Below are 24,359 nucleotides of genomic sequence, written 5' to 3' on the forward strand. Positions count from 1 at the left end.
CTCTGCGGCTGACAATCGTGAGCAACGGACGAGAAGGATCTGGAGACGGTGGACACCACGCGCGCACTACGAATTCCGGATCCGATCCTGCGTCCGCCGGTCGTCGAATCCCGTAACGAGGTGCGCCCCAAGCGTGCGGCGGTCGAACGCCAGGCCGTGACCGAGCCAACCGTGAAGCTCTCAGGCGATTCGGCGCTGTTCCTGAGCGAAGGTGTCGCGGGGCTCAATGTCGGAGCCCATTTCCTCGATCGCCTCTCTAATGCCGAGAGACAGCGGATCGCAGCGGCTGGCCGCGACGTGGTCGTGCCGCTGGGCGGTACCGTGTTCAACCAGGGCGATGCGCATGACGGCATCTTCATCATCCGGCGCGGCCAGGTCCGCGTCTACTACACCGCGCCCTCGGGCCGCGAGGTCACGCTGGCCTATTGGACGCCGGGGCATTTCATCGGCGGCCCGGAAATTTCCGGCGGCGGCGTCCACATGTGGTCGGGCGTTGCGGTGGAACCGTGCGAGATCACGGCGCTGCCAGGCGCAAGTGTGCAGACGCTGCTGGCCGAGATGCCGAGCTTTGCGCTCGCGCTGATCGATGGCCTCGTGGCCAAAGGAAAATGCTACTCGTCGATGGCACAGATGCTCGGCACCCGCTCCGTCATCGAGCGCTTGGCACAGCATCTGCTCAACCTCGCCGAGCTACATGGCGTCAGGGACGGTGAGACCGTCCTGATCAACCGCAGGATCACACACGACCAGATCGCAGCCATGGTCGGTTCGACGCGGCAATGGGTCACGATGATGCTGAAGCGCTTTCAGACCAAGCGCATCATCGCCATCGAAGGCTCCAGCATCCGCATCAGGCGCGTCGATCTGCTCGAAACCATGCTGTCAAAGGATTGAGCCGCGGGCCTCGCTCACAGACGCCCGAGCGCCCAGGCCACCGTCTTGCGCACATCGGGATCGGCGTCCTGGGCGCGCGTAGCGAGTGCCTCACGCGACGCGGGATCGGCGATCTCGCCCAGCGCGGCCGCAGCGTCCTTGCGCAGCGATGGATTATCATCGCCGAGTAGCGCGATGATGGCCGGCAGCGCCTCGCGCGCACGAAGACGACCGAGGTTCTGCAGCGCCTTCTGCCGCACCTGCCACAATTCGTCCGCCAGGGCCGCCACCAACGCGGGTGATGCGCTCGACACGCCGAGACGGCCGAGGGTCTCGGCCGCGGCCGCCCTCACCTCCCAGGCGGCATCCTTCAAGGCAGCCGACACCGCCGCCGCAGCCTCAGCGCTCTGATCGGCGAAGGACAGCGCCTTGACGGCCGCGAGCCGGACTTCGGCGCTGCCGTCGCGGGCCGCGCCGATCAGGGCCGGCAGAGTCTCTTGACGCTTGAGATAGCCGATGACACCCACCGCTTGTACACGTACGGCCGGCTCGACGTCGCTCAACGCCGTGATCGCCGGCTGCAGGGATGCCTCGATCTGCAGCGCCTTCAAGCCGCGTAAAATGGCCGTACGTACGAAAGGCGACGGATGGGCCACCAGCGCCAGCAGCGCCCCGCCCGCGTCCGCGTCGCGCAGCTCCGCGAGGCTCTCGGCTGCAGCGGCGGCAACCGCGGCGACCGAGTCGGTCACCGCGCGCGCCAGGGCCTCGCCGACGGCGCGGCCGTCGAACTCGCCCAACGCCCGCGCCGCCTGCTCACGCACCTCGGGCGCAGCGTCAGCGATCGCGGCGACCAGATGCGGCACCGCCTGCCAATCCGAGGTTTCGGCGAGCGCCATCACGGCGAGCCGACGCACCGTGGCATCCGGGCTCGCCAGGTCGGCCGCAAGATCTTCGACATCGCCGAACGCTTCGAAGGGCTCCGACATCTCAGCTCACCGCAGCAGATAGGGAATGTTCACGGTGACGGCCCCGGTGGGGCAATCCGTCTCGCACGGCATGCAGTACCAGCATTCGTCATATTTCATGTAAGCTTTGCCGGTGAGGTCGCTGATGCGCAGCACGTCGAGCGGGCAGACGTCGACGCAGACCGTGCAGCCCTTGTCGGCGATGCATTTGGCCTCGTCCACGACCACGGGCAGCGTGGTCGGCGTGTATGCAATGGGCAAGCGGGCCTCCTCGTTAGGCGCTTTCGCGGATGCGCTGGCGATCATAGGCCGAGCGCTCCTCGTCCTCGATCGGCACGATGTACGGCGCGACCGGCCGCTTCTCCAGCATCATCCGCCCGTCTTGCTTGCGCAGGATGCTGTGGCAGAACCAGTCGGCGTCGTTCTTCTCGGGGTGGTCGACGCGATAGTGATAGAGTCCCCAACGGCTCTCGGTGCGGAACAGCGACGCAGCAGCGGCCATGTCGGCACAGTCGAGGATCGAGGCGACTTCCAGCGAGCGCAGCAATTCATGGGCATCGCGGGCGACCATCGCGCCTTCGAGATCCTCGCGCACCTCCGCCAGCCGCTCCTGCCCCAGCTTCATCTTGGCCGTGACCTTCGGCGGCTGCAGATAGTCGTTGACCATCCGTCGCGCCTTGTACTCGATCTGGTTCGGCGGAATACCGTCGTCGCGCCGTGTCGGCGCCAACACGCGCGCCCGCTCCTGCTCGACATCAGACGGATCGTAGTCCGGCAGGTCGCGCCCGGCGGCAAATTCTGCGGCATGCTCGCCTGCGACCGCACCATTGGTGAACGCGCCCAGCATGTAATTGTGCGGCACGCTCGCCATGTCACCGGCCGCGTAGAGACCGGTGACGGTGGTGCGGGCGAATTCGTCGACGAACACGCCGGACGCACTATGGCCCGAGCAGAAGCCGATTTCCGAAATATGCATCTCGACCATGCGCTCGCGATAATCGGTGCCGCGGTTCTCGTGGAAGCGGCCGCGCGAGGGCCGCTCGACGGTGTGGAGAATCGCCTCGATCTTGCCGATCGTGTCGCTGTGCAAATGGTTGAGCTTGAGGAACACCGGACCCTTGCCGGATTGCAGTTCGCTGTAGAACTCCTGCATCATCTGCCCGGACCAGTAGTCGCATTCGATGAAGCGCCGGCCCTCGCTGTTGGTCGTATATGCACCGAACGGGCCGGCGACATAGGCGCAGGCCGGGCCGTTATAGTCCTTGATCAGCGGATTGATCTGGTAGCATTCGAGATTCGCGAGCCCCGCACCGGCGTGATAGGCCATGGCATAGCCGTCGCCTGAATTGGTTGCGTTCTCGTAGGTGCCCCAGAGATAGCCGGATTGCGGCAGGCCGAGCCGTCCGGCGGCGCCGGCACAGAGGATGACGGCCTTGGCGCGCAGCACGAGGAATTCGGCGGTGCGCGTGTTCACCGCGATCGCGCCGGCAATCTCGCCGTCCCGCCCCGTCAGCAGCCGCGTCGCCATGTAGCGGTTGGAGATCAGGATCTGCTCGCGCCGCAACTGCCGGTACAGCGCCCGCTTGACCGTGTCGCCGTTCGGCATCGGCAGCACGTAAGTGCCGAGATGATGCACCTTCTTGACGTCGTAGTCGCCATTCTCGGTCTTCTGGAAGCGGATGCCGAAGCTGTCGAGCTCCTGAATGATGTCGAAGCAGCGCGAGGCATATTTGAACACGGGCGCCTGATCGCAGATGCCGTCATTGGCGATCGTGATCTCCTTGGTGTACTGCTCCGGCGTCGCATAGCCCGGCACCACGGCGTTGTTGAGCCCGTCCATGCCCATGGCGATCGCGCCGGAGCGCTTGACGTTGGCCTTTTCAAGCAACACCACGCGCGCCTGCGGATTGCGCCGCTTCGCCTTGTAGGCGGCCATCGGCCCGGCCGTACCGCCGCCGATCACCAGGATGTCGCAGGAGACCTCGGTCAGGCCGTCGGTGATGTCGTCCATGAATGCCTCTGGTCGGTTCGGTCGTCGGGCGCCAGGTCCGCGAGCTCGCGCAAATAGGACCAGGGATAGATGCCGCGGTCATGGCCATCGGAGAACAGCAGCCGGACGGCATAATTGCCGATCGGCTGCAGCCCGGTCAGATGCAGATCGGCCGGCAGGACAAGCGCAATGCCGTCGATCTGCCGGCGCAGCTCGGACGCCGCGCGGCTCGCCTGTCGCAACGCTGCCGCATCAAGGCACACCCGCGCGTCTGGCCAGGTCACCGCCAGGCGGCGGGCCTCGTCGACGATCTCGATCAGCTCAGGTTCCAAGCTCACTCGCTCTGCTCCATTGGCTCGATGACCTACCCGAGCGCGGACGGAGCTGCCCGCAATAAATTGCTTTCACGCGATCGCGTTGCAGCCGTCGCGCGGAGACTCTCCGGCAGATCGCCGATGGAAGGCCATTGCCCGCTCGCAGGGGGTCGACGAAACGATCATTGATGCATTCGATCGTCAGCAATCGTTTTCTTCTTATTTGGTCTCACCGGCTTGACCATCATGCGCGGCGCATGGTCTGCGACGTCAGGCGAATGCATGTTCCAGGAGACGTGGTGATGGTCTTCAGTCCGGACCGGAGATCGTTGCTGGGCGGTCTTGCCGCTGCCGCGGGCGGATGGATCGGCACGGCGGGTGCCGCAGAAGGCCGGCTGCAGGTGCCGGTCTGGACGCGCCAGCAAGGATCGCCGGTGGCGAGCCCGGCCTATGGTGTGCCCTCGCGGTTCGAGGACGGCATCAAGCGCCGCCCGCGCACGCCGCCGCCGATTCCGACGGCGGCCTCCAGCGGCACGCCGCTGCAGCATCTCCACGGCATCATCACCCCGGCCGGCCTGCATTACGAGCGCCACCATGCCGGCGTGCCCGACATCGATCCCGATCAGCACCGGCTGGTCGTGCATGGCTTGGTCGAGCGCCCGCTGGCGTTCACGATGGATGACCTGCTGCGGTTTCCCTCGGTCTCGCGCATTCATTTCATGGAGTGCTCGGGTAACACCTCGACCTGGGGCGGCGGCAATCCGAAATGGACCGTGCAGGACACCCATGGCCTGATCAGCTGCAGCGAATGGACCGGCGTGCCACTCGCGACCGTGCTGCAGGAAGTGGGCGTCAAGCCGGAGGGCCGCTGGATCCTCGCGGAAGGCGCCGATGCGGCGGCGATGACGCGCAGCGTGCCGATCGAGATCGCGCTCGACGACGCCATTCTCGCTTATGCGCAGAACGGTGAGCGGCTGCGGCCCGAGCAGGGCTATCCGCTGCGCCTATTCCTGCCCGGCCTCGAAGGCAATCTCAGCGTCAAATGGCTGCGACGGCTCAAGGTCGGCGACAAACCGTTCCAGTCACGCGAGGAGACCTCGAAATACACCGACCTGATGCCGGACGGCACTGCACGGCAGTTCACCTTCACGATGGAGGCGAAATCCGTGATCACGCAGCCTTCCTCCGGGCATCAGCTGCGCGAGCGCGGCCTCTACGAGATCCGTGGGCTGGCCTGGTCGGGACGCGGCAGCATCAGCAAGGTCGAGGTCTCCACCGACGGCGGCCAGACCTGGCGCGAGGCCGAGCTGCAGCAGCCAGTGCTGTCGAAATGCCTGACGCGCTTCCGGCTGCCATGGCAATGGGATGGCGGACCGGCGCTGCTGCAGAGCCGCGCCACCGATTCCACCGGCTATCTGCAGCCGACCAAGGAGCAGCTGATCCGCGCCCGTGGGCTGAACTCCAACTATCACTTCAATGCGGTCTATGGCTGGCAGCTCAATGCCGAGGGAGCGGTCACCCATGTCGTTTAGATCCATCGCGGCAGCGGCGGCGCTGATCGTCGTCTGCTCCGTCGCGGGCGTCGCCGCGGAGCGCACCAATCTCGGCCGCGCCGTCACCGCCGACGAGATCGCCGCCTGGAACATCGACGTCTCCGGCGACGGCGCCGGCCTGCCCGCCGGCCGCGGCAGCGTCGCCGAGGGCCGCGCATTGTTCGCGGAGGCGTGCGCGGCGTGCCATGGCGACAAGGGCCAGGGCGGCGCAGCCGATGCACTGGTCGGCGGCCGCGGCACGCTGGCCACCGCCAAGCCGGTCAAGACCATCGGCAGCTTCTGGCCCTATGCGCCGACCGTGTTCGACTACGTCAACCGCGCGATGCCGTTCAACGCGCCGCAATCGCTGACGCCGGACCAGGTCTACGCGGTCACCGCCTATCTGCTGTTCCTGAACGGCATCGTGTCCGAGGATACCACGCTCGATGCCGCGTCCCTGGCGAAGGTCGAGATGCCCAACCGCAACGGCTTCACCCGGGATCCGCGTCCCGACGTGCCGCCGAAATGACGGCATGGCGATCGCTGAGGACTTCAGGAAATAACTTTCCCTTCTAAGTGCGCGACCAAGAAGGTTCGGCTCCGATCGCTGCACTTTACGTAATTGCAACCAGCACGACATTCCCGGCAAATCGAGCCTTGTTTGCTTCGGACCGGGATTGAACTGATGATTGTGAAATGGCTTGCAAGCGCCGCGCTGCTGCTGAGCGTGGTCGCGTCGACTCCTTCTTACGCCGAGGGACGGATTCGAATCGTCGAGCAGTTCGGCACCGTCTATCTGCCGCTGCACGTGCTGCGCGACCAGAAGCTGATCGAGAAGCATGGCCAGAAGGCCGGCCTCGAGATCAAGGTCGAATGGACCAAGCTGAGCGGCGGCGCCGCCATCAATGACGCCCTCATCTCCGGTGCCGTCGACATCGGCGCAGCCGGCGCAGGCCCCGTGCTTGTGCTGTGGGACCGCACCCGCGGATCGGCCGACGTCAAGATCATCGCCGCACTCGGCGAGCAGCCGAACTACCTCATCACCAGCAATCCCAATGTCAAGACGTTGAAGGACTTCACCAAGACCGACAAGATCGCGGTGCCGGCGGTGGTCGTATCGCAGCAGTCGCGCCTGCTGCAGATCGCGGCGGAAAAGGAGTTCGGTGAGAGAAAATTCAACGCGCTCGACGATCTCACCGTCAACCTGCCGCATCCCGATGCGACGGCCGCCCTGCTGTCGGGGTCGTCGACCATCACCGCGCATTTCTCCAATCCGCCCTATCAGGAGCAGGCGCTGCAGGATCCGAAGATCCACAAGGTGCTGAGCTCCTACGACATCATGGGCGGCCGCATCACGCCGACGCTGCTCTATGCCACCTCGAAGTTTCGCAACGAGAATCCGCGGACGTTCAAGGTGTTCTACGACGCGCTGAACGAGGCCTCACATTGGATCGAGAGCCACAAGGCGGAGGCCGCCGAGACCTATATCCGCATCGAGCAGTCCAAGCTCGACCCGGCCTTCGTCAAATCGGTCATCGATAGCCCCGAGGTCAGCTTCACGACGGTCCCTAAAGGCACGTTCAAATACGCCGCGTTCCTCGCCAAGATCGGCGCCATCAAGACCAGGCCCGCGAGCTGGAAGGACTACACGTTCGAAGAGCTGCACGACAAGCAGGGCGACTGAGCGATGTCTTCCGTGATCGAGGCCCGCCGGCTGAGTATCGACTACGACACCGAGCATGGCCCGGTGCGCGCGGTCGACAATGTCAGCTTCACGGTGGCGCGCAGCGAGCGGCTGGTGCTGCTCGGCCCGTCCGGCTGCGGCAAGTCGACGATCCTGAAGAGCATCGCCGGCTTCATCCGCCCGAGCAGCGGCGACATCCTGGTCGAGGGCCGCGCGGTGACGAAGCCGGGCCCCGACCGTCTGGTGGTGTTCCAGGAGTTCGATCAACTGCTGCCCTGGAAGACCGTGCGCGACAATGTCGCCTTCCCGCTCAAGGTCGCCCGCGGCAAATCGGGCGCTGAAGCGCGGGCGCTCGCGGAAGCGGCGCTCGCCAAGGTCGGACTGGCCCGGGTGATCAAGGACTATCCCCATACGCTGTCCGGGGGCATGAAGCAGCGCGCCGCGATCGCCCGCGCTTTGGCCGCTTCGCCCGAGGTGCTGCTGATGGACGAGCCGTTCGCCGCACTCGACGCGCTGACGCGCGGCACCTTGCAGCACGATCTGCTCGCGCTCGCTGAGGAGCTGCAGTTCACGCTGGTGTTCGTCACCCATTCGATCGACGAGGCGATCCTGATCGGCACCCGGCTGCACCTGCTCAGCGCCCATCCCGGACGCACCATCACCACCTTCGACACGTCAGGCATCGGCGCGGCGCAGCTCGGCTCGCCGCAGTTCCGCGCGCTGTCCGAGGAGATCCGCCACACCCTGTTCGGGCGCAGGTCGGGAGCTGCCGCATGACGGATCACATTGCCGAGGCGCCGATCGCCGCAACGGGCAGCAGCGCGCGGCGCCTGCACTGGAGCGCACTTCGCCGCTCCGCCATGGTCCGCCGCGTCCTGGTGCTGGCAACGCTCGCCCTGCTCTGGCAGCTGGCCGCGACCTTCACCGCGAGCCCGCTGCTGCTACCGAGCTTCACCCAGACGATGACGGCGCTGTGGGACGGACTGCTGCACGAGAACCTCGCCTCGGCCACCGCCGCTTCGCTCGGCATCCTCATCAAGGGCTATCTGCTGGCGCTGCTGCTCGGCCTCATCTTCGTCTCGCTCGCCACAGCCAACGCGCTGTGCCGGGAGGCGCTGATCACCCTGACGGCGATGTTCAATCCGCTGCCCGCGATTGCGCTGCTGCCGCTGGCGATGCTGTGGTTCGGGCTCGGCGAGACCAGTCTGATCTTCGTGCTCGTGCATTCGGTGCTATGGCCGTTCGCGCTCGCGACCTTCACCGGCTTCCAGTCGGTGCCGGACACCCATCGCCTGGTCGGGCGCAATTACGGTCTCACCGGCGCCCGCTATGTCGGCTCCATCCTCATTCCCTCCGCCCTGCCCTCGATCCTGTCGGGCCTGAAGATCGGCTGGGCGTTCGCCTGGCGGACGCTGATCGCCGCCGAGCTCGTGTTCGGCGTCAGCGCCAGCCAGGGCGGCCTCGGCTGGTTCATCTTCCGCAACCGCAACGAGCTGTTCACCGACAAGGTGTTCGCGGGCCTGATCATGGTGATCCTGATCGGCCTCATCGTCGAGTTCGGTCTGTTCCGCGCCATCGAAGCCGTGACCGTCCGGCGCTGGGGCATGCAGCGCGGCTGATCCGGGAAGCCGTCGTCCCGATCGACGCAGCGCTGCTCGGCCAGACCTCCGCGTCCCGCGCTTCGCGTGCGGTCAGCCTCGGCGCAAAACGAGCCGAGCGCGGGACCAGAACAAATCGGAAACAGATTCAGCTTTGGGGTGAGGTTGGATGGTGCGCTCGGAGGGACTCGAACCCCCACGGTGTTACCCACTGCCACCTCAAGGCAGCGCGTCTACCAATTCCGCCACGAGCGCTAAGGAGAAGCCGGAACCAGAAGAGAGAGGCACCGGATCAGTGGCGCCCGTGTATCAAATCGATGCCGGGGGGACAAGGGCCGCACAGGCCCTAAATCCGGGATTGTGGACGGTTTTTTGCTCCGCCCGTTCCGCTAGCGCGAATGCGCCGTGGGCGACCGCGGCAGCATTTCCTTGACTTCCACCGCAATGCGGTTGCGATCGACCAGCACGACGCCATTCGCGATCGGCAGGTTGTTGGCCAGCACCTTGACGTCGTCGGCCTCGGTGGCGTCCAGCTCGATGATAGCGCCTCGCGACAGGCGCAGAACCTGGTGGATAGGCATAGAACAGGTGCCGAGAACGACCATCAGGTCGACTGTCACTTTGTCGAGGGTTGACACTGCAGGACCACCGAAGTCACGACTAGATTCCGTTACCGAAGACATCACCATGTTGTGGTTAGCCAATGGTTAACAGCCGCGAAACGCTCGATCTGACCACCTTCGTCGGCCCTGCCGGCAATGCCGTGGACTGGCGCATCTCGGATTCGCGGGTGGATTATGCCGCAGCCCTCGCGTTCATGGAGGCGCGGGCGGCCGCGATCGCCGCGGGCGAGGCGCCGGAGTTGGTCTGGCTGCTCGAGCACCCGCCGGTCTACACGTCGGGCACCTCGGGCAAGCCGGAAGACCTGCGCGATCCGCGCTTTCCTCTGGTGCCGACCGGGCGCGGCGGCCAGGTCACCTATCACGGTCCGGGACAGCGCGTGGCCTATGTCATGCTCGACCTGAAACGGCGCCGACCGGATGTGCGCGCCTATGTCGCGGCGCTGGAGGAGATGATCATCCGCACCCTCGACGCCTTCAATGTGCGTGGCGAACGGCGCGAGGACCGCGTCGGCGTCTGGGTCCGGCGACCCGACAAGGGCGAAGGATATGAGGACAAGATCGCCGCCATCGGCGTGCGGCTGAAGCGCTGGGTCAGCTTCCACGGCATCGCCATCAATGTCGAGCCGGACCTGACGCATTTTCAGGCGATCGTGCCTTGCGGGGTCACCGACCCGCGTTACGGCGTCACCAGCCTGGTCGATCTCGGCCTGCCGGTCACGCTGACCGATGTCGACCTCGCGCTCCGGCAGGCCTTCGAGAGCGTCTTTGGCGCAACCCGCGCCAGCCTGCCGGAGACGGCCTAGCTCAGACCTCGCGCTGATGCGCCGGGACACCGAGGCTGGCTGCGACATAGCGGCGCTCCTGGGTCAGCCCGCCGAAGCCATAGGCATCTCCCCTCACCTCGTCGACATGCAGATAGGTCTCGGGATGCAGCGGGCCGATCAGCGACGCCATGCGGTCGAACACCGCCGCGAGATAAGCGGCCTTCTCGTCCTTGGTGTTGGTGCCTTCGCTGACATGGACGTCGATCCAATAGCTGGCAAGCCCCTGCTCGGCCAGCGAGGCGCCGCCGGCGAACCAGTCCGCCGCATCGGCCTCCGAAACGATGACGGCGGTGACCTTGGGGGCCTTGCGCAGGATCTGTGCCGTCAGCGCGGTGACGGCCTCGGCAATCTCCCGCTTCAGCGAAAGGGAGCGGCGCTGGCTGGCATAGACGATGGTGATCAGGGGCATGGGGGTCTCTCCGTTCAGGGCGGCAATGCCGCCGTTGCCCCGAGAACCTAGCCCTCCCGTTATGATTTCGGTATGCTATTGCTGACGATATCAATGATAAGCACTTGTAATGAAGATCACGCTCGACATCGGTGCGGTCCGGGCCTTTCTTCTGGTCTCCGACCTGCAGAGTTTCACGCGGACGGCGGAAGCGCTCGGCACCACCCAGGCGGCCGTCAGCCTGAAGCTGCAGCGCCTGGAGGCAACCTTGGAGAAACGCCTCCTGGAGCGTTCGCCGCGCGCGGTCCGGTTGACGGCCGAGGGGGCGGCTTTCGTGGAGAACGCGCGCGCGCTCGTGGCCGCACATGATCTTGCCGTGGCCGGCCCCGCCCGCATCCGCCCCCGCCTCTCGCTCGGCATCAGCGATCACGCGGCCGGCCCGGAGCTGGTGCCGATGCTGCGACAATTCCAGGCCAGCACGACGGAGCTGGCTCTGTCGGTGAGCATCGGGTTCTCGCGCGACCTGCTCGATCTCTACGATGCGGGCACGCTCGACGCGGTCATCGTCCGGCAGGAGGCCTCGCGGCGCGGCGGCGAGACCTTGGCCGAGGACGAATTCGGCTGGTATGCGAGTCCGCGCTTCGGCTTTGCTTTGGGAAGTCCCGTGCCGCTGGCGACTCTGGCCGCGCCTTGCGGCGTCCGCGCCATCGCGGTCCGCGCGCTCGACAAAGCGCGGTTGCCCTTTGTCGAGAGCTTTGTCGGCGGCGGTGTCGCTGCTGTGGCCGCCGCCGCACAGGCCGGACTCGCGATCGCGCCCCTGGCGAGGCGAATCGCGCCACCTGGCCTCGTCGATGTCGGGCCAGCCCTCGGCCTGCCCAGGCTAGGACGATCGAAGGTCATTCTCCACGCCAAGGTCAGCGATGCTGCCAAACGTGCGGCGCTGCGGACGCTGGCTGCGGCATTGCGAAGCGCGTCGCACGCGAATTAGTTGACGGCGACCCGCGGTCCTGTAGCATGGGTTAATTTCCGGAGTTCAGGAGCAGCGGCTTGAACCGTCTCTTGACCGCAGCTGCAGCTGACATCGTCAGCGCCGCACCACAGCCGAGCCCGGCGCCGGGCACATTCGGCCTGGAACCGCTGCACCGCCACGCTCTGATCCGAACCTCCAACGCCGAACTGCTGCGCGATCTCGGCAGCCGTCTGCTTGGCGCCGACCGCATCGACTTCAGAAGCGCCAACCGTTTCGAAGCCGTCGTCAACCTGATCGAGCTCGACAGCATCGGGCTCGCTTTCGGCGCGACGAGCTGCGACATGGTCAGCGACCATCGCGCCGCCGACTTCATCAGGGTGCAGATTGCCATGACAGGCCGCGCGGTCAGTTGCGCCCGCGGCGAGGCGACCGACGTCACCGATCAGCAGATCGCCGTCGCGCCAGCCGGCGTCCCCTGGCAGATGGCCTGCCAGGGCGGCCACCGCCGTCTCACTCTGCGTCTCGAACCGCAGGCCTTGCGGCAACGGCTGGCGGCGCTGGTCGGCGTGCAGCCGCGCGCCGACTATGCCATCGGCTCCGCGATTCCGGCCAACGATCCGCACGCCCGCAGCCTGCTGCGGCTGCTCGATTTCCTCGGCACCCAGCTCAACGAGCAGGATGCCGCCTTCCCGGCCGCCGTCTACCGAGAACTGGAGGAAGCCGTTCAGGTCGCCTTCCTCTGCGCCAGCCGCCATCGCTTCCGCGACGCGCTGATCGATCCGGCCCCGATGCCGGATTTCGGTCTGGTCAAGCGGCTCGAGGACTATATCGAGGCCAATTGGCGCGAGCCGATCACGATCGAGCGCCTTGTGCGCGAGGCCGGCGTCAGCGCCCGATCGATCTTCCGCGTGTTCGAACGCGTCCGGGGCTATTCGCCGATCGCATTTGCCAAATCTGTCCGTTTGCGCCGCGCGCATGAGATGCTGCGCTCGGGCGATCCCTCGGTCACCGTTGCGGCGGCGGCCGCCGCCTGCAACTTTGCCAATCCCGGACATTTCGCGCGCTATTACCGCGCCACGTTCGGCGAGCTGCCATCAGTGACGATGGCGCGCGCCGAACGCTCCTGACGCTTAGCCGAGTCAAAGATTCGGACGGCTCAAAGGATCGCCTCGAGCGCGCTGCGCAGGCTCTGGTGACGGAACACGAAGCCGGTCGACAGCGCCTTGTTCGGCACCACGCGCTGACCGCCGAGCAACAGCTCGTCAGCGAATTGGCCGCCGATCCGGCGTAGCAGGCCGGCAGGAACGCGCAGCAGCGCCGGACGCCGCAGGCAACGCGCCAGCTCGGTCGTGAAGGCGCCGTTGCGCACCGGCAGCGGCGCCGTTGCGTTGACGGGTCCGGTGATTGCGTCGGTGGCCATGACATGGGCGATCAGCCGGATCAGATCGTCGCGCTCGATCCAGGACATCCATTGCAGCCCGGAACCAAGTGGACCTCCGAGTCCGAACTCGAACGGCGTCAGCATGCGCGATAGAACGCCGCCGTCGCGGCCGACGACGAGACCGATGCGCAGCAGCGCCACGCGCGTCCCATGGGCTTCAGCGCCACGAGCGGCCTGCTCCCACGCCTCGCAGAGTTCATGGCTGAAGCAGTCATGCGCCTTCGCCGATTCCGTCAGCGGCTGGTCCTGCCACAGGCCGTACCAGCCGATCGCGGAGCCGTTCACCAGCACCTGCGGCTTGCGCGCGAGCCGTGCGATCAGCGCCACGACGGCCTCGGTCGTGGCAAGGCGCGACTGCAGGATCTTCTCGCGCTTCGCTGCGGTCCAGGCCGCGTTGCCGATCGGCTCACCGGCGAGATTGACGATTGCGTCGATGCGGGTGTCGGACGCGATCTGGTCAAGGCTGGTGATCAGCGTCAATGGCGGCGGCAACGCACGGGCCTTGGCCGGATCGCGCACCAGCGCGATGACGTGATGGCCTGAAGCCGCGAGTCCCGCCACCAGCCGCGTACCAACGAAGCCGGTGGCCCCCGTGACCAGGACCGTCTGCGCCGGCGGCAATGCGGCGAGCAGTTCGGCCGCATCAGGCTGCGACATCCGTGCCAGCCGCCGTGCCGCGGCGACGTCGCGCAGCCCGCACAGAGCGGCGCCGATCGCCGCTGCGGCCGCGATCCAGCTCAAGAGGTCAGCATAGGCCGGCACGATGGCAGAAGGCTGCATCATCCAGTCGATCAGCAACGGCACCAGCAGCATCAATACGGCGCCGTAATTGATCGCGAGCAGCGTGTGATTGATGCGCTCGCTCGGCGGCAGCTTGCGGGTCAGATCCTCCTCGACGAAATCGGTCAGGGTGATCGCGATCTCCGCGACCAGCACCGCGAGCACCAGCGCGGCAAACAACCCATGCACCTCGCACCAGCCGAGGATGGCGAACAGCAGCGCGTAGAGCAGGTTCCGGACGGCGTGGAGCTTGAGCTCGCTCTGCTGGGACGGCCGCCAGGCGAGACGCTCGGTGAACTCGTGATGGTAGAAGGTATCGAACACGCCCATCACGATCTGGAGGGCGATCAGGGACCAGAGCAGCGGCGTCATGGCGCGGACTCCCGGAACATTGCGCTCTGGCGGATGATGCGCCCGAAGCGCGGGTGGATGATCTCCAGCGTGAAGCGAAAGGCGCCGGCGCCGAGATCGGCATGGGTCACGGTGAGATCACCGGGCGTCAGCCAGGCTGGCAAGCGTAAGCGGCGGCCAGCGCACTCGAAGGTGAAGCCGGCGCTCTGGAAGACGAGCGCGCCATCGGTCACGCAGACGCGCAGGCTCATGCTGAGACCCCAGCCGAGATACTCTTCGAGCCCGGTCGGACCGGCAAAGCGCTTGGCCGAATGGATCACCTGCGGGAAGCCGTGAGGACGGCCGCAGATGCGTGTCCAGATCTGGCCGCCGCTCGCCGCATCCTCGGTCACCGCGACGATCATCGGCACGCCGAGATCCGCCCGCGTCGGCAACGGTCCGCCGATCAGCCGCGCGAGCTGCGCGAACCAGAAGCCGGCGGGGCTGATCTCGGCCTCGTCGACCTCACCGACATAGACCGCCGTCGCTCCCTCGGCGAGACGCTTGGAAAACCGGCGCCAGATCGAGACCGGAAGCCGGCCCCAATCCTCGGGCGACAGCAGCGCACGAAATCTGTGATCGTCGTGGAGCCTGGCGTTGGAGGGCGCTGCAAGTCCGAGATGTCGTAGGCTCACCATGGCGCCCTCCTCGACTAATCGCTGCCGGACCGGGATCGTCCCGACGGCAGCAGGTTTGCAATCTTCTCGCCGAGCTTGATCAGCGCGACCAGGCGCGGCCGCGGCACCTTCAGCATCTGCACGTACCAGCGGTCGACAAGTTCGGTGAACGCCAGCATGTCCTTCAGCCGCTTGCTTGCGACCGGGCTGATGCCGGGATCGCCGGTGGCCTCCGCCACGCAGGCGCGCAGCGCCGCGATCGCCGGATCGATCTCGCGCTCCTTGCGCCCCGCCGCGATCCGCTGCGCCACCTCCCAGATGTCGGTCTCCGCCTCGAAATGGTCGCGGCGGTCGCCGAGGATCGGCACCCGGCGGATCAGATCCCACGCGAGCAGCTCCTTCAGCGAGTTGGAGACGTTGGAGCGCGCCATGCCGAGCGTGTCGGCGATGTCCTCGGCCGTCATCGGCTTCTCCGCCAGATACAGCAGACCATGGATCTGGCTCACCGAGCGGTTCACGCCCCATTGGTCACCCATGTCGCCCCAATTGAGGATGAAGCGCTCGACGGCGGGAGGAAGTTTCTTCTTGCCGGTTGTTTCTGTCATGACAGAAATATCTGACCGATGAGCATGAATGTCAAGAGCGGTTCTGCTGTGAACCGCGCAGCTGATTGGCAAGACGGAGACGAAGGGGCTCCTTTCGCCAGCGGCGGATGACCGCCGATCGCACTCCCCCTGCCCCTTGGAACAGGAGCAAGCCATGACGGCATCCGACAAGGCTTTCACCGGATCGATCCCGCAGATCTACGACGAACTGCTGGTTCCCCTGATCTTTACGCCCTATGCCCAGGACCTCGCAGCGCGCATCGATCGTCGCCAGCCTCGCGACGTGCTGGAGACGGCGGCGGGAACCGGCGCGGTCACGAGGGCCCTGCACGCCGGGCTGCCGCCGGAGGTCCGGATCACCGCGACCGATCTCAACGAGCCCATGCTGATGCGGGCGAAGTCGCATCTTGGCGATGCGGCACGCATCGGATGGCAGCAGGCCGACGCGCTGGCCCTGCCCTTTGCCGATGCGAGCTTCGACGCCGTCGCATGCCAGTTCGGCGTGATGTTCTTCCCCGACCGTATCAAAGGCTACGCCGAGGCCCGCCGCGTGCTGCGGCCCGGCGGCCGTTTCATCTTCAATGTCTGGGACCGGATCGAGGACAATGAGTTCGCGCATGTGGTGCATGAGGCGCTGCAGCAGATCTTTCCCAACGACCCGCCGCAATTCTTCACCCGGACGCCGCACGGCTATTACGACCCGGAGCGGATCACGGCCGATCTGAACGAGGCCGGCTTCACCGACGTCGAGATCGGCACCGTCACCCATCGCAGCCGCGCTGCCTCGCCGCAGCACCCCGCCACCGCCTACTGCCAGGGCACACCGATGCGCGGCGAGATCGAGGCGCGCGGGACACTGGACCTGGCCGCGGCGACGCAGGTCGTGGCGGATGCACTTGAACGGCGGTTCGGCAGCGGACCGGTCGAGGGACGGATTCAGGCGCTGGTGATTTCAGCGGCCTGAGCGGCGGCCTGTTTCGTCGGCGAGGTCATGATGCGTTTCCGGGGAAACGGATCCCGCCCCATTCCCTCTGTTTGCACGCCGTCTTCGGAAAACGGGTTTCGACCTTCCCGGATCATGCGTGAGCTGGAATTAGAGCGTCGGCAGCACCGAAAAGGCTTCGCCGGGCCGTCGCAGCGCGAGCTGGTCGGCCGTGCCCGGCTCATCCACCACCGCGTTCACCCGCGCGGCCGGCGGTCCCTTGTGGCAGGCCGCGACCATGGCCGTGACGTCATCGGCGGGGCCGGCAAACACCGCCTCGACACTGCCATCGGCGCGATTGCGCACCCAGCCTTGCAGGTCGTTCAGGATGGCCTGGTCCTCGACCCAGGCACGATAGCCGACGCCCTGGACACGGCCGCGGACCGTGACGTGAACGATCGCATCGTCGCTCATGATCCCGGCTCCAGATAGACGCGCAGGCGCCGCTTCACCTCGGCCTCGCGCATCACCTGTGCCGTCAGTTCGGCCGATGGCAGGCCCTTCAGCTGTTTGGGCGCGGCGCCGCCGCGCAGCGCCTTCAGCGTCTCGTACACGGCCTGCGTCGCGGCTGCGATCGGCGCATGGCCTTGCAGCGCAACGCGGACGCGGCGCGCGGCGAGATAGCCGAGATCGGACATGTGCTCAGGCGCGCCGCCGAGCACGATCGGCAAGGTCGTGGCAGCGGCGATGGCGTCGAGCTGATCGCGCGCGGTGATGCCGGTGAAGAACAGCCCGTCCACGCCGCAGGCTTCATAGGCCCTGGCACGCGCGATCGCGTCGTCGAGTGAGGTGACGGAGACAGCGCCGGTCCGTCCGAGAATGACCAGCGCGGGATCGCCGCGGCCCTCGAGCGCGGCCTTCACCTTGCCGATGCCCTCGGCCAACGAGATCAGCTGCGGCTTGGCGGCCCCAAACGCCTGCGGCAGCAGCGTGTCCTCGATCGTCAGGCCAGCGGCGCCGGCGGCCTCGAGCTCCTGCACGGTCCGACGCACATTCATCGCATTGCCGTAGCCGTGATCGGCATCGACCAGCACCGGCAGGGTCGCGGCGCGCGACATCCGCCGCATCTGGTCGGCGAGCTCTGTCAAGGTGATCAGCGCGATGTCGGGATCACCGAGCACGGCGAGCGAGGCGGCCGAGCCGCCGAACATGCCGAGCTCGAAGCCGAGGTCTTCAGCGATCCTGATCGAGATCGCGTCATAGACCGAGCCGGGATGGATGCAGCGCTCACCTGTCAGAATCGTGCGGAGCACCTCTCGACGTGCACGGAAGGTCATCCTCGCCCCCTCTTGCTCTTCGTCATTGCGAGGAGCGCAGCGACGAAGCAATCCAGAGTCGCCTGCCGTCCCTGGATTGCGTCGCTGCGCTCGCAAGGACAGCAGTTGGCTTATGCAAATTCCAGGATCAGCGCGTCGACCGCCAGCGTGGCGCCGGCCGTCGCGTGGATCTTCTTCACGGTGCCATCCTGCTCGGCGCGCAGCACGTTCTGCATCTTCATCGCCTCGATCACGGCCAGCGTCTCGCCGGCCTTGACCTCCTGCCCTTCGGTCACGGCGATCGAGACAACGAGGCCGGGCATCGGGCACAGCAGCTTCTTGCCGCTGTCGCCGGCGGTGACGACCGGCATCAGCCGCGCCGCGGCGGCTTCGGCTTCGGTGTAGACGTAGACCGGCGCTTCGACGCCCTGATGCGCGAGCCGTACACCGTTCGGGATCGGCCGCGTCTGGACCGCGATTTCGGCGCCGTCGATGGTGCCGTGCCAAACCGCATCGCCCGGCTTCCAGTCGGAGGCCAGCTGATGCGGCGCGCCGACCTTGCCGTCGGCGCCGACGAAGCGGACCGTGATCGCGCCGTTGTCCCTGGCAATATCCAGCAGGATCTCGTCACGCCCGAGCCACACCGCGCGGCGGCCCTGACGTTTCACCGGCCGGCCGATCATCTGCTGCGAGATCTGCCGCTTGCGCTCGCCGAGCACGTGATCGATCGCCGCGCCGACCGCCGCAAGCCGGCGCGCGATCTCGCCTTCCGGCGCACGCGCGGCAAAGCCCTTGGGAAACTCTTCGGCGATGAAGCCGGTCGACAGCCGGCCCTCCCGCCAGCGCGGATGGTTCATCAGCGCCGACAGGAACGGAATGTTGTGGCGGATGCCGTCGACATAGAACGCGTCGAGCGCGGTCGACTGCGCCTCGATGGCGGCAGCGCGCGACGGCGCGTGGGTGACCAGCTTGGCGATCATCGGATCATAGTAGATCGAGATCTCGCCGCCCTCCTGGACGCCGGTGTCATTGCGCACGGTGATGCCATCCACCTTGCTCTCGGCCGGTGGACGATACTTCACGAGGCGGCCGATCGAGGGCAGGAAGTTGCGGAACGGGTCCTCGGCATAGACGCGGGATTCGACAGCCCAGCCGGTCAACGCGACGTCTTTTTGAGCAAGCGCGAGCTTCTCGCCGGCCGCGACCCGGATCATCTGCTCGACGAGATCGATGCCGGTAACGAGTTCGGTCACGGGATGTTCGACCTGCAAGCGGGTGTTCATCTCCAGGAAGTAGAAGCTCTTGTCCTGGCCGGCGACGAACTCCACGGTGCCCGCGGAATCGTAGTTCACCGCCTTGGCAAGTGCGACCGCCTGCTCGCCCATCTTGCGCCGTGTCTCCTCGTCGAGCAGCGGCGACGGCGCCTCCTCGATGACCTTCTGATTGCGGCGCTGGATCGAGCATTCGCGCTCGCCGAGATAGATCACATTGCCATGCTTGTCGCCGAGCACCTGGATTTCGATGTGGCGGGGATCGACGATGAACTTCTCGATGAAGACGCGGTCGTCGCCGAACGAGGCCTTGGCCTCGGCCTTGGCGAGGTTGAAGCCCTCGGTCACTTCGGCGGTCGAATGCGCGATCCGCATGCCCTTGCCGCCGCCGCCGGCGGAGGCCTTGATCATCACGGGGTAGCCGATCTCGTCGGCGATGCGCACGGCGTGCTTGTCGTCCTCGATGACGCCGAGGAAGCCCGGCACGGTCGAGACCTTGGCCTTGGCGGCGGCCTTCTTCGATTCGATCTTGTCGCCCATCGCGGCGATGGCGCCGGGGTTGGGTCCGATGAAGACGATGCCATTCTCGGCCAGCGCGCGCGGAAACGCCTCGCGCTCGGACAGGAAGCCGTAGCCGGGATGCACGGCTTGCGCGCCGGTCTTCTTGCAGGCCTCGACGATGCGGTCGATCAGGAGATAGCTCTCGGCGGCGGCAGGCGGCCCGATCAGCACGGCATCGTCGGCCATCTCGACATGCAGCGCATCACGATCGGCTTCCGAATAGACCGCAACGGTCCTGATTCCCATGCGGCGGGCGGTCTTGATGACCCGGCAAGCGATCTCGCCGCGGTTCGCGATCAGAATGGTCTTGAACATGTTTTTTCTTGATACCTTTGGGCGGGCTCCCCGCTCGCGACGCAGGCGCATGGACCGCGAGCTTGACCGGTTCGTCTATAGCAAAATCGGCCGCGCGCAACCTGCCTGTCATCCCCCGGATACAGACGGTCAGGCATGCCAGCCCCGCTGCGTCCCGTCACCCGGAATAGCTGTGGAAACGTCCGCGAGCATAGGCGTGGGACACGGCCTTCATCAGCTCGGTGACCTCGGTCTCAAGATAATCATTTGCAACAATCAGCGCGCGAATGGTGGCCCTGAGGTCACCACCACAGGCTGCAATCGCCTGATCCATGGCGGCGTCCAGCGCAAGGTCTTCGCTGAGCTCGGTCATGGCATCGGTTTTGGCATGGAATTCAGACGGCATGGCGTGGCGACAGCCCCTCGCTTCCGGTCAGCCATCATGTTCACTTTATGTTCTCAGGAGTCAAGCCGGATCACGCCGCCCCGATCTCTTCCTCCTGCTCCTGCCCGGCCGGCATCGTCTGTGCTGCCGCCGGCTTGGCGCGGGCGCCCTGCCGCACCAGCTCATGGATGAAGCCCAGCTTGGCGATGACCGGCGGTGTCAGGATGAACGGATAAAGATCGCGCGCACCCATCGCCCGCGCAACGCTGTTCATGGCAAAGGTGAAGGGCAGCCAGGCGTTGACGATCGCATCGAAATCATCAGCCACATAGGGATCGAAGGTGACGCGCGCAGTGAGCCCGCCGATCTGGTCGGCAGGCGGATCGATCTCGATGCCGAATTCCGAGGCCATCTCCAGCGTATCGACGATGTGCAGATAGTGCGCCCAGGTTTCGGCGAAGTCCTCCCACGGATGTGTGGTCGCATAGGCCGAGACGAAATTGTCCTGCCAGTTCGCCGGCGCGCCCTCGTCGTAGTGGCGTTTCAACGCCTCGCCATAGTCCTGCGAGTCATCGCCGAACATCGCACGGCATGCCTCGAGCCTGCCGGCATCGCGCACCAGCACGTCCCAGAAATAGTGGCCGACCTCGTGGCGGAAGTGGCCGAGCAAGGTCCGGTACGGCTCGTCCATTTCAAGCCGGCGCCGTTCGCGCTCGATGTCGTCGGCTTCGGCCAGCGCGATCGTGATCAGGCCATGGTCGTGGCCGGTCATCACCTTCTGCTGGCCGGCGGGATCGTCGGCCAGGAAGTTGAAGATCAGGCCATGCTGGGGATCCTCGATTCGCGTCTTCACCGGCAGCTTCCAGCGGATCAGCGAATAGAATAGCCGGTGCTTGGCCACCTCCAGCTCGCGCCATCCGGCGAGTTGCACCGGGTCCGACAGGTTGGGAATGGTGCCATTATGCCGGCATGCGCGGCAGAAGCCGGCGGTCTCGCCGATTTCCAGCAGCCAGTTACAGGCGTCGTGCTCCGCATTGGCGCAGAAGAACCTCCCCTCCCCGCCGTCGGCCAAGGTCCGAAAGCCCTCGCCGGCCGGCTCGATCGCCGAGAGCGTCTGGCGCTCCGGCATGAAGGCGAGCCGATGGCCGCAGCGCCCGCAGCTGCGATTTTCGAAATACAGAATATTCTTGCAGGCCTGACAGACGAAGAGCTTCACGGTATGGACCTACGCGTTGCGGTGTCTAGCGCCTGACGACGCATGACAGTAACAGTCCGTTCCGGGGCTGCGGAACTTTTTATCTGCCTCAACGTTTTCGTCCTGCGGGCGTTCGTCCGCCTCAATCGCTGGCCAATCTGCTGTCCCTCAACCCAATGTCGCCACGCTTCCGAACACCTGCGGTGAAATGGTCTGGCGACCACTTGCCTTCCCGATGCAGGTCAGCATGAACAGCGCGGACGCGCCACGAGACGAAGTCGTCCCCGATATTGCCGGCGCGGCCGCGTTGCGCCAGCATATTGAGGAGATCGCGCGCGATCGCGACCAGGCCTATCGAGCGCTGCAGGAGCGCGAGGCCGAGCTGGCACGCATCCAGCGCATCGCGCGGGTCGGCGGCGTCGAGGTCGATCTCCGGGAAGGCTTTCGCAACCGCCGCTCACCCGAATACCTGATCATTCACGGCCTGCCAGAAGAGGCTGCCAACGAGACCCACGAGGACTGGGTCAACCGGGTGCATCCTGACGATCGCATCAAGGCCGAGCAGGACTTCATCGCCGCGGTCAACAGCAAGCAGGAAGACTACACCACCGAATACCGCATCATCCGGCCGAGCGACGGCGAGATCCGCTGGATCCGCGTCATCGCCCGCATCGAGCGCGACTGGAACGGTCGTGCCATCCGCCTGGTCGGCGCGCATATCGACGTCACCGACCAGATGCTCGCACAGGCCAAGCTGCGCGAGAGCGAGGAGCGCTTCCGGCTGATCGCCGACAGCGCGCCGGTGCCGATCTGGCTGACAAGGCTCGACCGCACCCGCTCCTTCGTCAATCGCGCCTATGTCGATTTCCTCGGCCTGTCTCACGACGAGGCGCTCGCCTTCGACTGGCGCAAGGCGCTGCATCCCGAGGACCTGCCGCGCATTCTTGCCCAGCAGCAGACGGGCGAGTGCTCGCTGAAGCCGTTCTTCCTCGAGGCGCGCTATCGACGGGCCGACGGGCATTGGCGCTGGCTGCGCTCGGAGTCGCAGCCACGCTGGGACGCCAACGGCCAGCACATCGGCTTCATCGGCGTCGCCCATGACGTGACCGCCGCCAAGCAAGGCGAGATCGAGCTCCGCCGTATCAACGAGACGCTGGAAGAGCGCATCCGGGAGCGGACCGCGCAGCTCGAAGCCAATGAGGCGCGGATGCGCGCCATCTTCGACACCAGCAATCAGTATCAGGCCATCCTCGACACCGAGGGCAGGATCACGCATGTCAACCGCATCGCGGTCGACGGCATGCGCGCCGGCGGCGTCGATGTCATCGGCCATCCGCTGTGGGACGCGCCCTGGTTCGTGCACACGCCCGGCGTGAGCGAGATGCTGCGCAAGGCGTTTGCGCGGGTGCTCGCCGGCGACAGCTTCCGCACCGAGGTGCGGCTCGACTTCGCCAATGGCGACCGCCACTTCGAACTGTCGATGCGGCCGCTGTTCGACCAGCATGATGCGATCATGGGCGCGGTCGCCGAAGCCGTCGACATCACCGAGCGCATCCAGGGCGAGGAGCTGCTGCGGCAATCCCAGAAGATGGAGGCGGTCGGCCAGCTCACCGGCGGCGTCGCGCACGACTTCAACAATCTGCTCACGATCATCCGCTCGGCCACCGACTTCCTGCGCCGCCGCGATCTGCCGGAAGAACGGCGACGGCGCTATGTCGACGCGATCTCGGAGACGGTGGAGCGGGCCTCGAAGCTCACCGGGCAGCTCCTGGCGTTCGCGCGCCGGCAGCCGCTGACGCCGCAGGTGTTCAATGTCGGCGAGCAGGTCGAAAGCGTCGTGCAGCTGATCCGCCCGCTGGTCGGCAGCCGGATCCAGATCGAGCTCGCGGTGACCGAGACCAGCCTGTTCACCTTGGCCGACATCGCGCAATTCCAGACCGCGCTGATCAACCTCGCCGTGAACGCGCGCGACGCCATGAATGGCGAGGGACGCCTTACGATCAGCATGCGCAGCACCGACACGCTGCCGGCGCTTCGCGGCCAGAGCGCACGACCCGGCGCCTTCATCGCGATCTCCGTCGCCGACACCGGCGCCGGCATTGCGCCCCAGCATCTCAACGCGATCTTCGAGCCGTTCTTCACCACCAAGGAGGTGGGCAAGGGCACCGGCCTCGGCCTCAGCCAGGCCTTCGGCTTCGCCAAGCAGTCGGAAGGCGATATCGCGGTCGAGAGCCGGCTCGGCCAGGGCGCGACCTTCACGATCTATCTGCCGCAGGCGGCGGCACCGCAATCCGGTCCGGAGGCCGGACATGCGCGCAGCGAGCCCGCCACCATCGGCCGCGGCTATCGCGTGCTCGTGGTCGAGGACAATGACGAGGTTGGCCAGTTCTCCACCGAGCTGCTCGAGGACCTCGGCTATGTCACGCGCCGCGTCGCCAACGCCCATGATGCGCTGGCGATCCTGGAGACCGACGAGTTTGCTGTCGACCTGGTGTTTTCCGACGTCATCATGCCCGGCATCAACGGCCTCGAACTCGCCGGCATCATCCGCGACCGCTATCCCGGCCTGCCCGTCGTGCTCACGTCAGGCTACAGCCACGTGCTGGCGGAAAACGCCCATCACGGCTTTGAGCTGATCAAGAAGCCCTATTCGGTCGAGTCGCTGTCACGTATCCTGCGCAAGGCGATGGCCGAGAAGGCGCCGCTGCCGCGGTGATCCCCGCCCGCAGGGTTGCAGGGCGGGAACCAAAATTGCGGGTGATGCGTTCTGTTCCGCATGAGAAGCAGTGGCCGGCGTCGTACGCATTGCGCTGCAGGCTCA

At 66.2% G+C, this 24,359-nt stretch carries 25 protein-coding genes and 1 tRNA gene; 11 read left to right on the forward strand and 15 right to left on the reverse strand.

Going from position 1 to position 24,359, the window contains the following annotated elements; translation table 11 throughout:
- Window positions 1–171: 171 nt before the first annotated feature.
- Window positions 172–894, forward strand: coding sequence for a Crp/Fnr family transcriptional regulator (locus BBTA_RS22880; protein WP_371260212.1), 723 nt, complete (start codon window positions 172–174; stop codon window positions 892–894).
- A 14-nt stretch (window positions 895–908) separates the two neighbouring features.
- Here BBTA_RS22880 and BBTA_RS22885 read toward each other — a convergent pair whose 3' ends face one another.
- The 4 genes from BBTA_RS22885 to BBTA_RS22900 are packed head-to-tail and all read right to left on the reverse strand — an operon-like array spanning window position 909 to window position 4,166.
- On the reverse strand, window positions 909–1,859 hold the full coding sequence (locus tag BBTA_RS22885) for a HEAT repeat domain-containing protein (protein WP_012044887.1): 951 nt from the start codon (window positions 1,857–1,859) through the stop codon (window positions 909–911).
- A gap of 6 nt (window positions 1,860–1,865) precedes the next feature.
- Window positions 1,866–2,099: a ferredoxin family protein gene (locus BBTA_RS22890; RefSeq protein ID WP_012044888.1), complete on the reverse strand. Its 234-nt coding sequence runs from the start codon at window positions 2,097–2,099 to the stop codon at window positions 1,866–1,868.
- A gap of 13 nt (window positions 2,100–2,112) precedes the next feature.
- Window positions 2,113–3,849 (reverse strand): fumarate reductase/succinate dehydrogenase flavoprotein subunit, encoded by a 1,737-nt coding sequence (locus tag BBTA_RS22895; RefSeq protein ID WP_012044889.1) that lies wholly within the window; start codon window positions 3,847–3,849, stop codon window positions 2,113–2,115.
- Entirely contained in the window at window positions 3,825–4,166 is a 342-nt protein-coding gene (locus tag BBTA_RS22900) for a gamma-butyrobetaine hydroxylase-like domain-containing protein (RefSeq protein ID WP_012044890.1), read from the reverse strand. Before BBTA_RS22900 ends, BBTA_RS22895 begins: the two co-directional genes overlap by 25 nt.
- A 278-nt stretch (window positions 4,167–4,444) precedes the next feature.
- Between BBTA_RS22900 and soxC the strand changes: the two genes are divergently transcribed.
- The 5 genes from soxC (at window position 4,445) to BBTA_RS22925 (ending at window position 8,977) form a co-directional block, all read left to right on the forward strand.
- Window positions 4,445–5,674 carry a sulfite dehydrogenase gene (gene soxC, locus BBTA_RS22905; RefSeq protein ID WP_012044891.1) on the forward strand — a complete coding sequence of 410 codons (1,230 nt, stop codon included), beginning with the start codon at window positions 4,445–4,447 and terminating at the stop codon, window positions 5,672–5,674.
- On the forward strand, window positions 5,664–6,203 hold the full coding sequence (locus tag BBTA_RS22910) for a c-type cytochrome (protein ID WP_012044892.1): 540 nt from the start codon (window positions 5,664–5,666) through the stop codon (window positions 6,201–6,203). Before soxC ends, BBTA_RS22910 begins: the two co-directional genes overlap by 11 nt.
- A 156-nt stretch (window positions 6,204–6,359) precedes the next feature.
- Window positions 6,360–7,358: an ABC transporter substrate-binding protein gene (locus BBTA_RS22915; RefSeq protein WP_012044893.1), complete on the forward strand. Its 999-nt coding sequence runs from the start codon at window positions 6,360–6,362 to the stop codon at window positions 7,356–7,358.
- A gap of 3 nt (window positions 7,359–7,361) precedes the next feature.
- Entirely contained in the window at window positions 7,362–8,135 is a 774-nt protein-coding gene (locus BBTA_RS22920) for an ABC transporter ATP-binding protein (RefSeq protein ID WP_012044894.1), read from the forward strand.
- On the forward strand, window positions 8,132–8,977 hold the full coding sequence (locus tag BBTA_RS22925; protein WP_012044895.1) for an ABC transporter permease: 846 nt from the start codon (window positions 8,132–8,134) through the stop codon (window positions 8,975–8,977). The genes BBTA_RS22920 and BBTA_RS22925 overlap by 4 nt, the downstream gene beginning before the upstream one ends.
- Window positions 8,978–9,126: 149 nt before the next feature.
- Here the strand turns inward: BBTA_RS22925 and BBTA_RS22930 are convergent.
- A tRNA-Leu gene (locus BBTA_RS22930) sits at window positions 9,127–9,211 on the reverse strand.
- A 134-nt stretch (window positions 9,212–9,345) separates the two neighbouring features.
- The gene (locus BBTA_RS22935; protein ID WP_041750832.1) at window positions 9,346–9,594 is read right to left on the reverse strand and encodes a FliM/FliN family flagellar motor switch protein; all 249 of its coding nucleotides are present in this window, start codon (window positions 9,592–9,594) and stop codon (window positions 9,346–9,348) included.
- Window positions 9,595–9,659: 65 nt separating this feature from the next.
- On the opposite strand from BBTA_RS22935, the gene lipB reads away from it, so the two are divergent.
- On the forward strand, window positions 9,660–10,382 hold the full coding sequence (gene lipB / locus BBTA_RS22940) for a lipoyl(octanoyl) transferase LipB (RefSeq protein WP_012044897.1): 723 nt from the start codon (window positions 9,660–9,662) through the stop codon (window positions 10,380–10,382).
- A 1-nt stretch (window position 10,383) separates the two neighbouring features.
- Here the strand turns inward: lipB and BBTA_RS22945 are convergent, their stop codons facing one another.
- Complete coding sequence (locus BBTA_RS22945; RefSeq protein ID WP_012044898.1) at window positions 10,384–10,812, reverse strand: 4-oxalocrotonate tautomerase family protein; 429 nt, start codon at window positions 10,810–10,812, stop codon at window positions 10,384–10,386.
- Between the two features lie 109 nt (window positions 10,813–10,921).
- Between BBTA_RS22945 and BBTA_RS22950 the strand changes: the two genes are divergently transcribed.
- On the forward strand, window positions 10,922–11,779 hold the full coding sequence (locus tag BBTA_RS22950; protein ID WP_012044899.1) for a LysR family transcriptional regulator: 858 nt from the start codon (window positions 10,922–10,924) through the stop codon (window positions 11,777–11,779).
- Window positions 11,780–11,838: 59 nt separating this feature from the next.
- A complete protein-coding gene (locus tag BBTA_RS22955) occupies window positions 11,839–12,888 on the forward strand; it encodes an AraC family transcriptional regulator (protein WP_012044900.1) in 1,050 nt (349 codons plus the stop codon).
- Between the two features lie 29 nt (window positions 12,889–12,917).
- Here BBTA_RS22955 and BBTA_RS22960 read toward each other — a convergent pair whose 3' ends face one another.
- From BBTA_RS22960 to BBTA_RS22970, 3 genes are read right to left on the reverse strand one after another with little or no spacing between them, the layout of a single operon-like run.
- Window positions 12,918–14,354 carry a TIGR01777 family oxidoreductase gene (locus tag BBTA_RS22960; RefSeq protein WP_012044901.1) on the reverse strand — a complete coding sequence of 479 codons (1,437 nt, stop codon included), beginning with the start codon at window positions 14,352–14,354 and terminating at the stop codon, window positions 12,918–12,920.
- Window positions 14,351–15,010, reverse strand: coding sequence for a DUF4166 domain-containing protein (locus BBTA_RS22965; protein WP_012044902.1), 660 nt, complete (start codon window positions 15,008–15,010; stop codon window positions 14,351–14,353). The genes BBTA_RS22960 and BBTA_RS22965 overlap by 4 nt, the downstream gene beginning before the upstream one ends.
- Before the next feature lie 14 nt (window positions 15,011–15,024).
- Entirely contained in the window at window positions 15,025–15,594 is a 570-nt protein-coding gene (locus BBTA_RS22970; RefSeq protein ID WP_012044903.1) for a GbsR/MarR family transcriptional regulator, read from the reverse strand.
- A 154-nt stretch (window positions 15,595–15,748) separates the two neighbouring features.
- Between BBTA_RS22970 and BBTA_RS22975 the strand changes: the two genes are divergently transcribed.
- Complete coding sequence (locus BBTA_RS22975) at window positions 15,749–16,558, forward strand: methyltransferase domain-containing protein (protein WP_012044904.1); 810 nt, start codon at window positions 15,749–15,751, stop codon at window positions 16,556–16,558.
- A gap of 129 nt (window positions 16,559–16,687) precedes the next feature.
- On the opposite strand, the gene BBTA_RS22980 is transcribed toward BBTA_RS22975, so the two are convergent.
- The 5 genes from BBTA_RS22980 to BBTA_RS23000 form a co-directional block, all read right to left on the reverse strand.
- On the reverse strand, window positions 16,688–16,990 hold the full coding sequence (locus tag BBTA_RS22980; RefSeq protein WP_012044905.1) for an acylphosphatase: 303 nt from the start codon (window positions 16,988–16,990) through the stop codon (window positions 16,688–16,690).
- Complete coding sequence (locus BBTA_RS22985; protein WP_012044906.1) at window positions 16,987–17,853, reverse strand: oxaloacetate decarboxylase; 867 nt, start codon at window positions 17,851–17,853, stop codon at window positions 16,987–16,989. The genes BBTA_RS22980 and BBTA_RS22985 overlap by 4 nt, the downstream gene beginning before the upstream one ends.
- A gap of 110 nt (window positions 17,854–17,963) precedes the next feature.
- Window positions 17,964–19,979: an acetyl/propionyl/methylcrotonyl-CoA carboxylase subunit alpha gene (locus BBTA_RS22990; RefSeq protein ID WP_012044907.1), complete on the reverse strand. Its 2,016-nt coding sequence runs from the start codon at window positions 19,977–19,979 to the stop codon at window positions 17,964–17,966.
- Window positions 19,980–20,136: 157 nt separating this feature from the next.
- Window positions 20,137–20,364 carry a hypothetical protein gene (locus BBTA_RS22995; protein ID WP_012044908.1) on the reverse strand — a complete coding sequence of 76 codons (228 nt, stop codon included), beginning with the start codon at window positions 20,362–20,364 and terminating at the stop codon, window positions 20,137–20,139.
- Between the two features lie 70 nt (window positions 20,365–20,434).
- Window positions 20,435–21,559 carry a putative zinc-binding metallopeptidase gene (locus BBTA_RS23000; RefSeq protein WP_012044909.1) on the reverse strand — a complete coding sequence of 375 codons (1,125 nt, stop codon included), beginning with the start codon at window positions 21,557–21,559 and terminating at the stop codon, window positions 20,435–20,437.
- A 214-nt stretch (window positions 21,560–21,773) separates the two neighbouring features.
- On the opposite strand from BBTA_RS23000, the gene BBTA_RS23005 reads away from it, so the two are divergent.
- Window positions 21,774–24,254, forward strand: a complete 2,481-nt coding sequence (locus BBTA_RS23005; protein WP_041750833.1) for a PAS domain S-box protein — start codon at window positions 21,774–21,776, stop codon at window positions 24,252–24,254.
- Window positions 24,255–24,359 lie beyond the last annotated feature (105 nt).

This window comes from Bradyrhizobium sp. BTAi1 (assembly GCF_000015165.1).
Lineage (GTDB): Bacteria > Pseudomonadota > Alphaproteobacteria > Rhizobiales > Xanthobacteraceae > Bradyrhizobium > Bradyrhizobium denitrificans.

Bases quoted from the DNA above. Each gene is read 5' to 3' on its own strand.
- BBTA_RS22920 (WP_012044894.1), top strand. From the start codon at position 7,362: ATGTCTTCCGTGATCGAGGCCCGCCGGCTGAGTATCGACTACGACACC.
- BBTA_RS22950 (WP_012044899.1), top strand. From the start codon at position 10,922: ATGAAGATCACGCTCGACATCGGTGCGGTCCGGGCCTTTCTTCTGGTC.
- BBTA_RS22970 (WP_012044903.1), bottom strand. From the start codon at position 15,594: ATGACAGAAACAACCGGCAAGAAGAAACTTCCTCCCGCCGTCGAGCGC.
- BBTA_RS22945 (WP_012044898.1), bottom strand. From the start codon at position 10,812: ATGCCCCTGATCACCATCGTCTATGCCAGCCAGCGCCGCTCCCTTTCG.
- BBTA_RS22995 (WP_012044908.1), bottom strand. From the start codon at position 20,364: ATGCCGTCTGAATTCCATGCCAAAACCGATGCCATGACCGAGCTCAGC.
- BBTA_RS22885 (WP_012044887.1), bottom strand. From the start codon at position 1,859: ATGTCGGAGCCCTTCGAAGCGTTCGGCGATGTCGAAGATCTTGCGGCC.
- BBTA_RS22990 (WP_012044907.1), bottom strand. From the start codon at position 19,979: ATGTTCAAGACCATTCTGATCGCGAACCGCGGCGAGATCGCTTGCCGG.
- BBTA_RS22985 (WP_012044906.1), bottom strand. From the start codon at position 17,853: ATGACCTTCCGTGCACGTCGAGAGGTGCTCCGCACGATTCTGACAGGT.
- BBTA_RS22915 (WP_012044893.1), top strand. From the start codon at position 6,360: ATGATTGTGAAATGGCTTGCAAGCGCCGCGCTGCTGCTGAGCGTGGTC.
- BBTA_RS23005 (WP_041750833.1), top strand. From the start codon at position 21,774: ATGCAGGTCAGCATGAACAGCGCGGACGCGCCACGAGACGAAGTCGTC.
- BBTA_RS22975 (WP_012044904.1), top strand. From the start codon at position 15,749: ATGACGGCATCCGACAAGGCTTTCACCGGATCGATCCCGCAGATCTAC.
- BBTA_RS22965 (WP_012044902.1), bottom strand. From the start codon at position 15,010: ATGGTGAGCCTACGACATCTCGGACTTGCAGCGCCCTCCAACGCCAGG.
- lipB (WP_012044897.1), top strand. From the start codon at position 9,660: ATGGTTAACAGCCGCGAAACGCTCGATCTGACCACCTTCGTCGGCCCT.
- BBTA_RS22980 (WP_012044905.1), bottom strand. From the start codon at position 16,990: ATGAGCGACGATGCGATCGTTCACGTCACGGTCCGCGGCCGTGTCCAG.
- BBTA_RS22910 (WP_012044892.1), top strand. From the start codon at position 5,664: ATGTCGTTTAGATCCATCGCGGCAGCGGCGGCGCTGATCGTCGTCTGC.
- BBTA_RS22960 (WP_012044901.1), bottom strand. From the start codon at position 14,354: ATGACGCCGCTGCTCTGGTCCCTGATCGCCCTCCAGATCGTGATGGGC.
- BBTA_RS22895 (WP_012044889.1), bottom strand. From the start codon at position 3,849: ATGGACGACATCACCGACGGCCTGACCGAGGTCTCCTGCGACATCCTG.
- BBTA_RS22925 (WP_012044895.1), top strand. From the start codon at position 8,132: ATGACGGATCACATTGCCGAGGCGCCGATCGCCGCAACGGGCAGCAGC.
- soxC (WP_012044891.1), top strand. From the start codon at position 4,445: ATGGTCTTCAGTCCGGACCGGAGATCGTTGCTGGGCGGTCTTGCCGCT.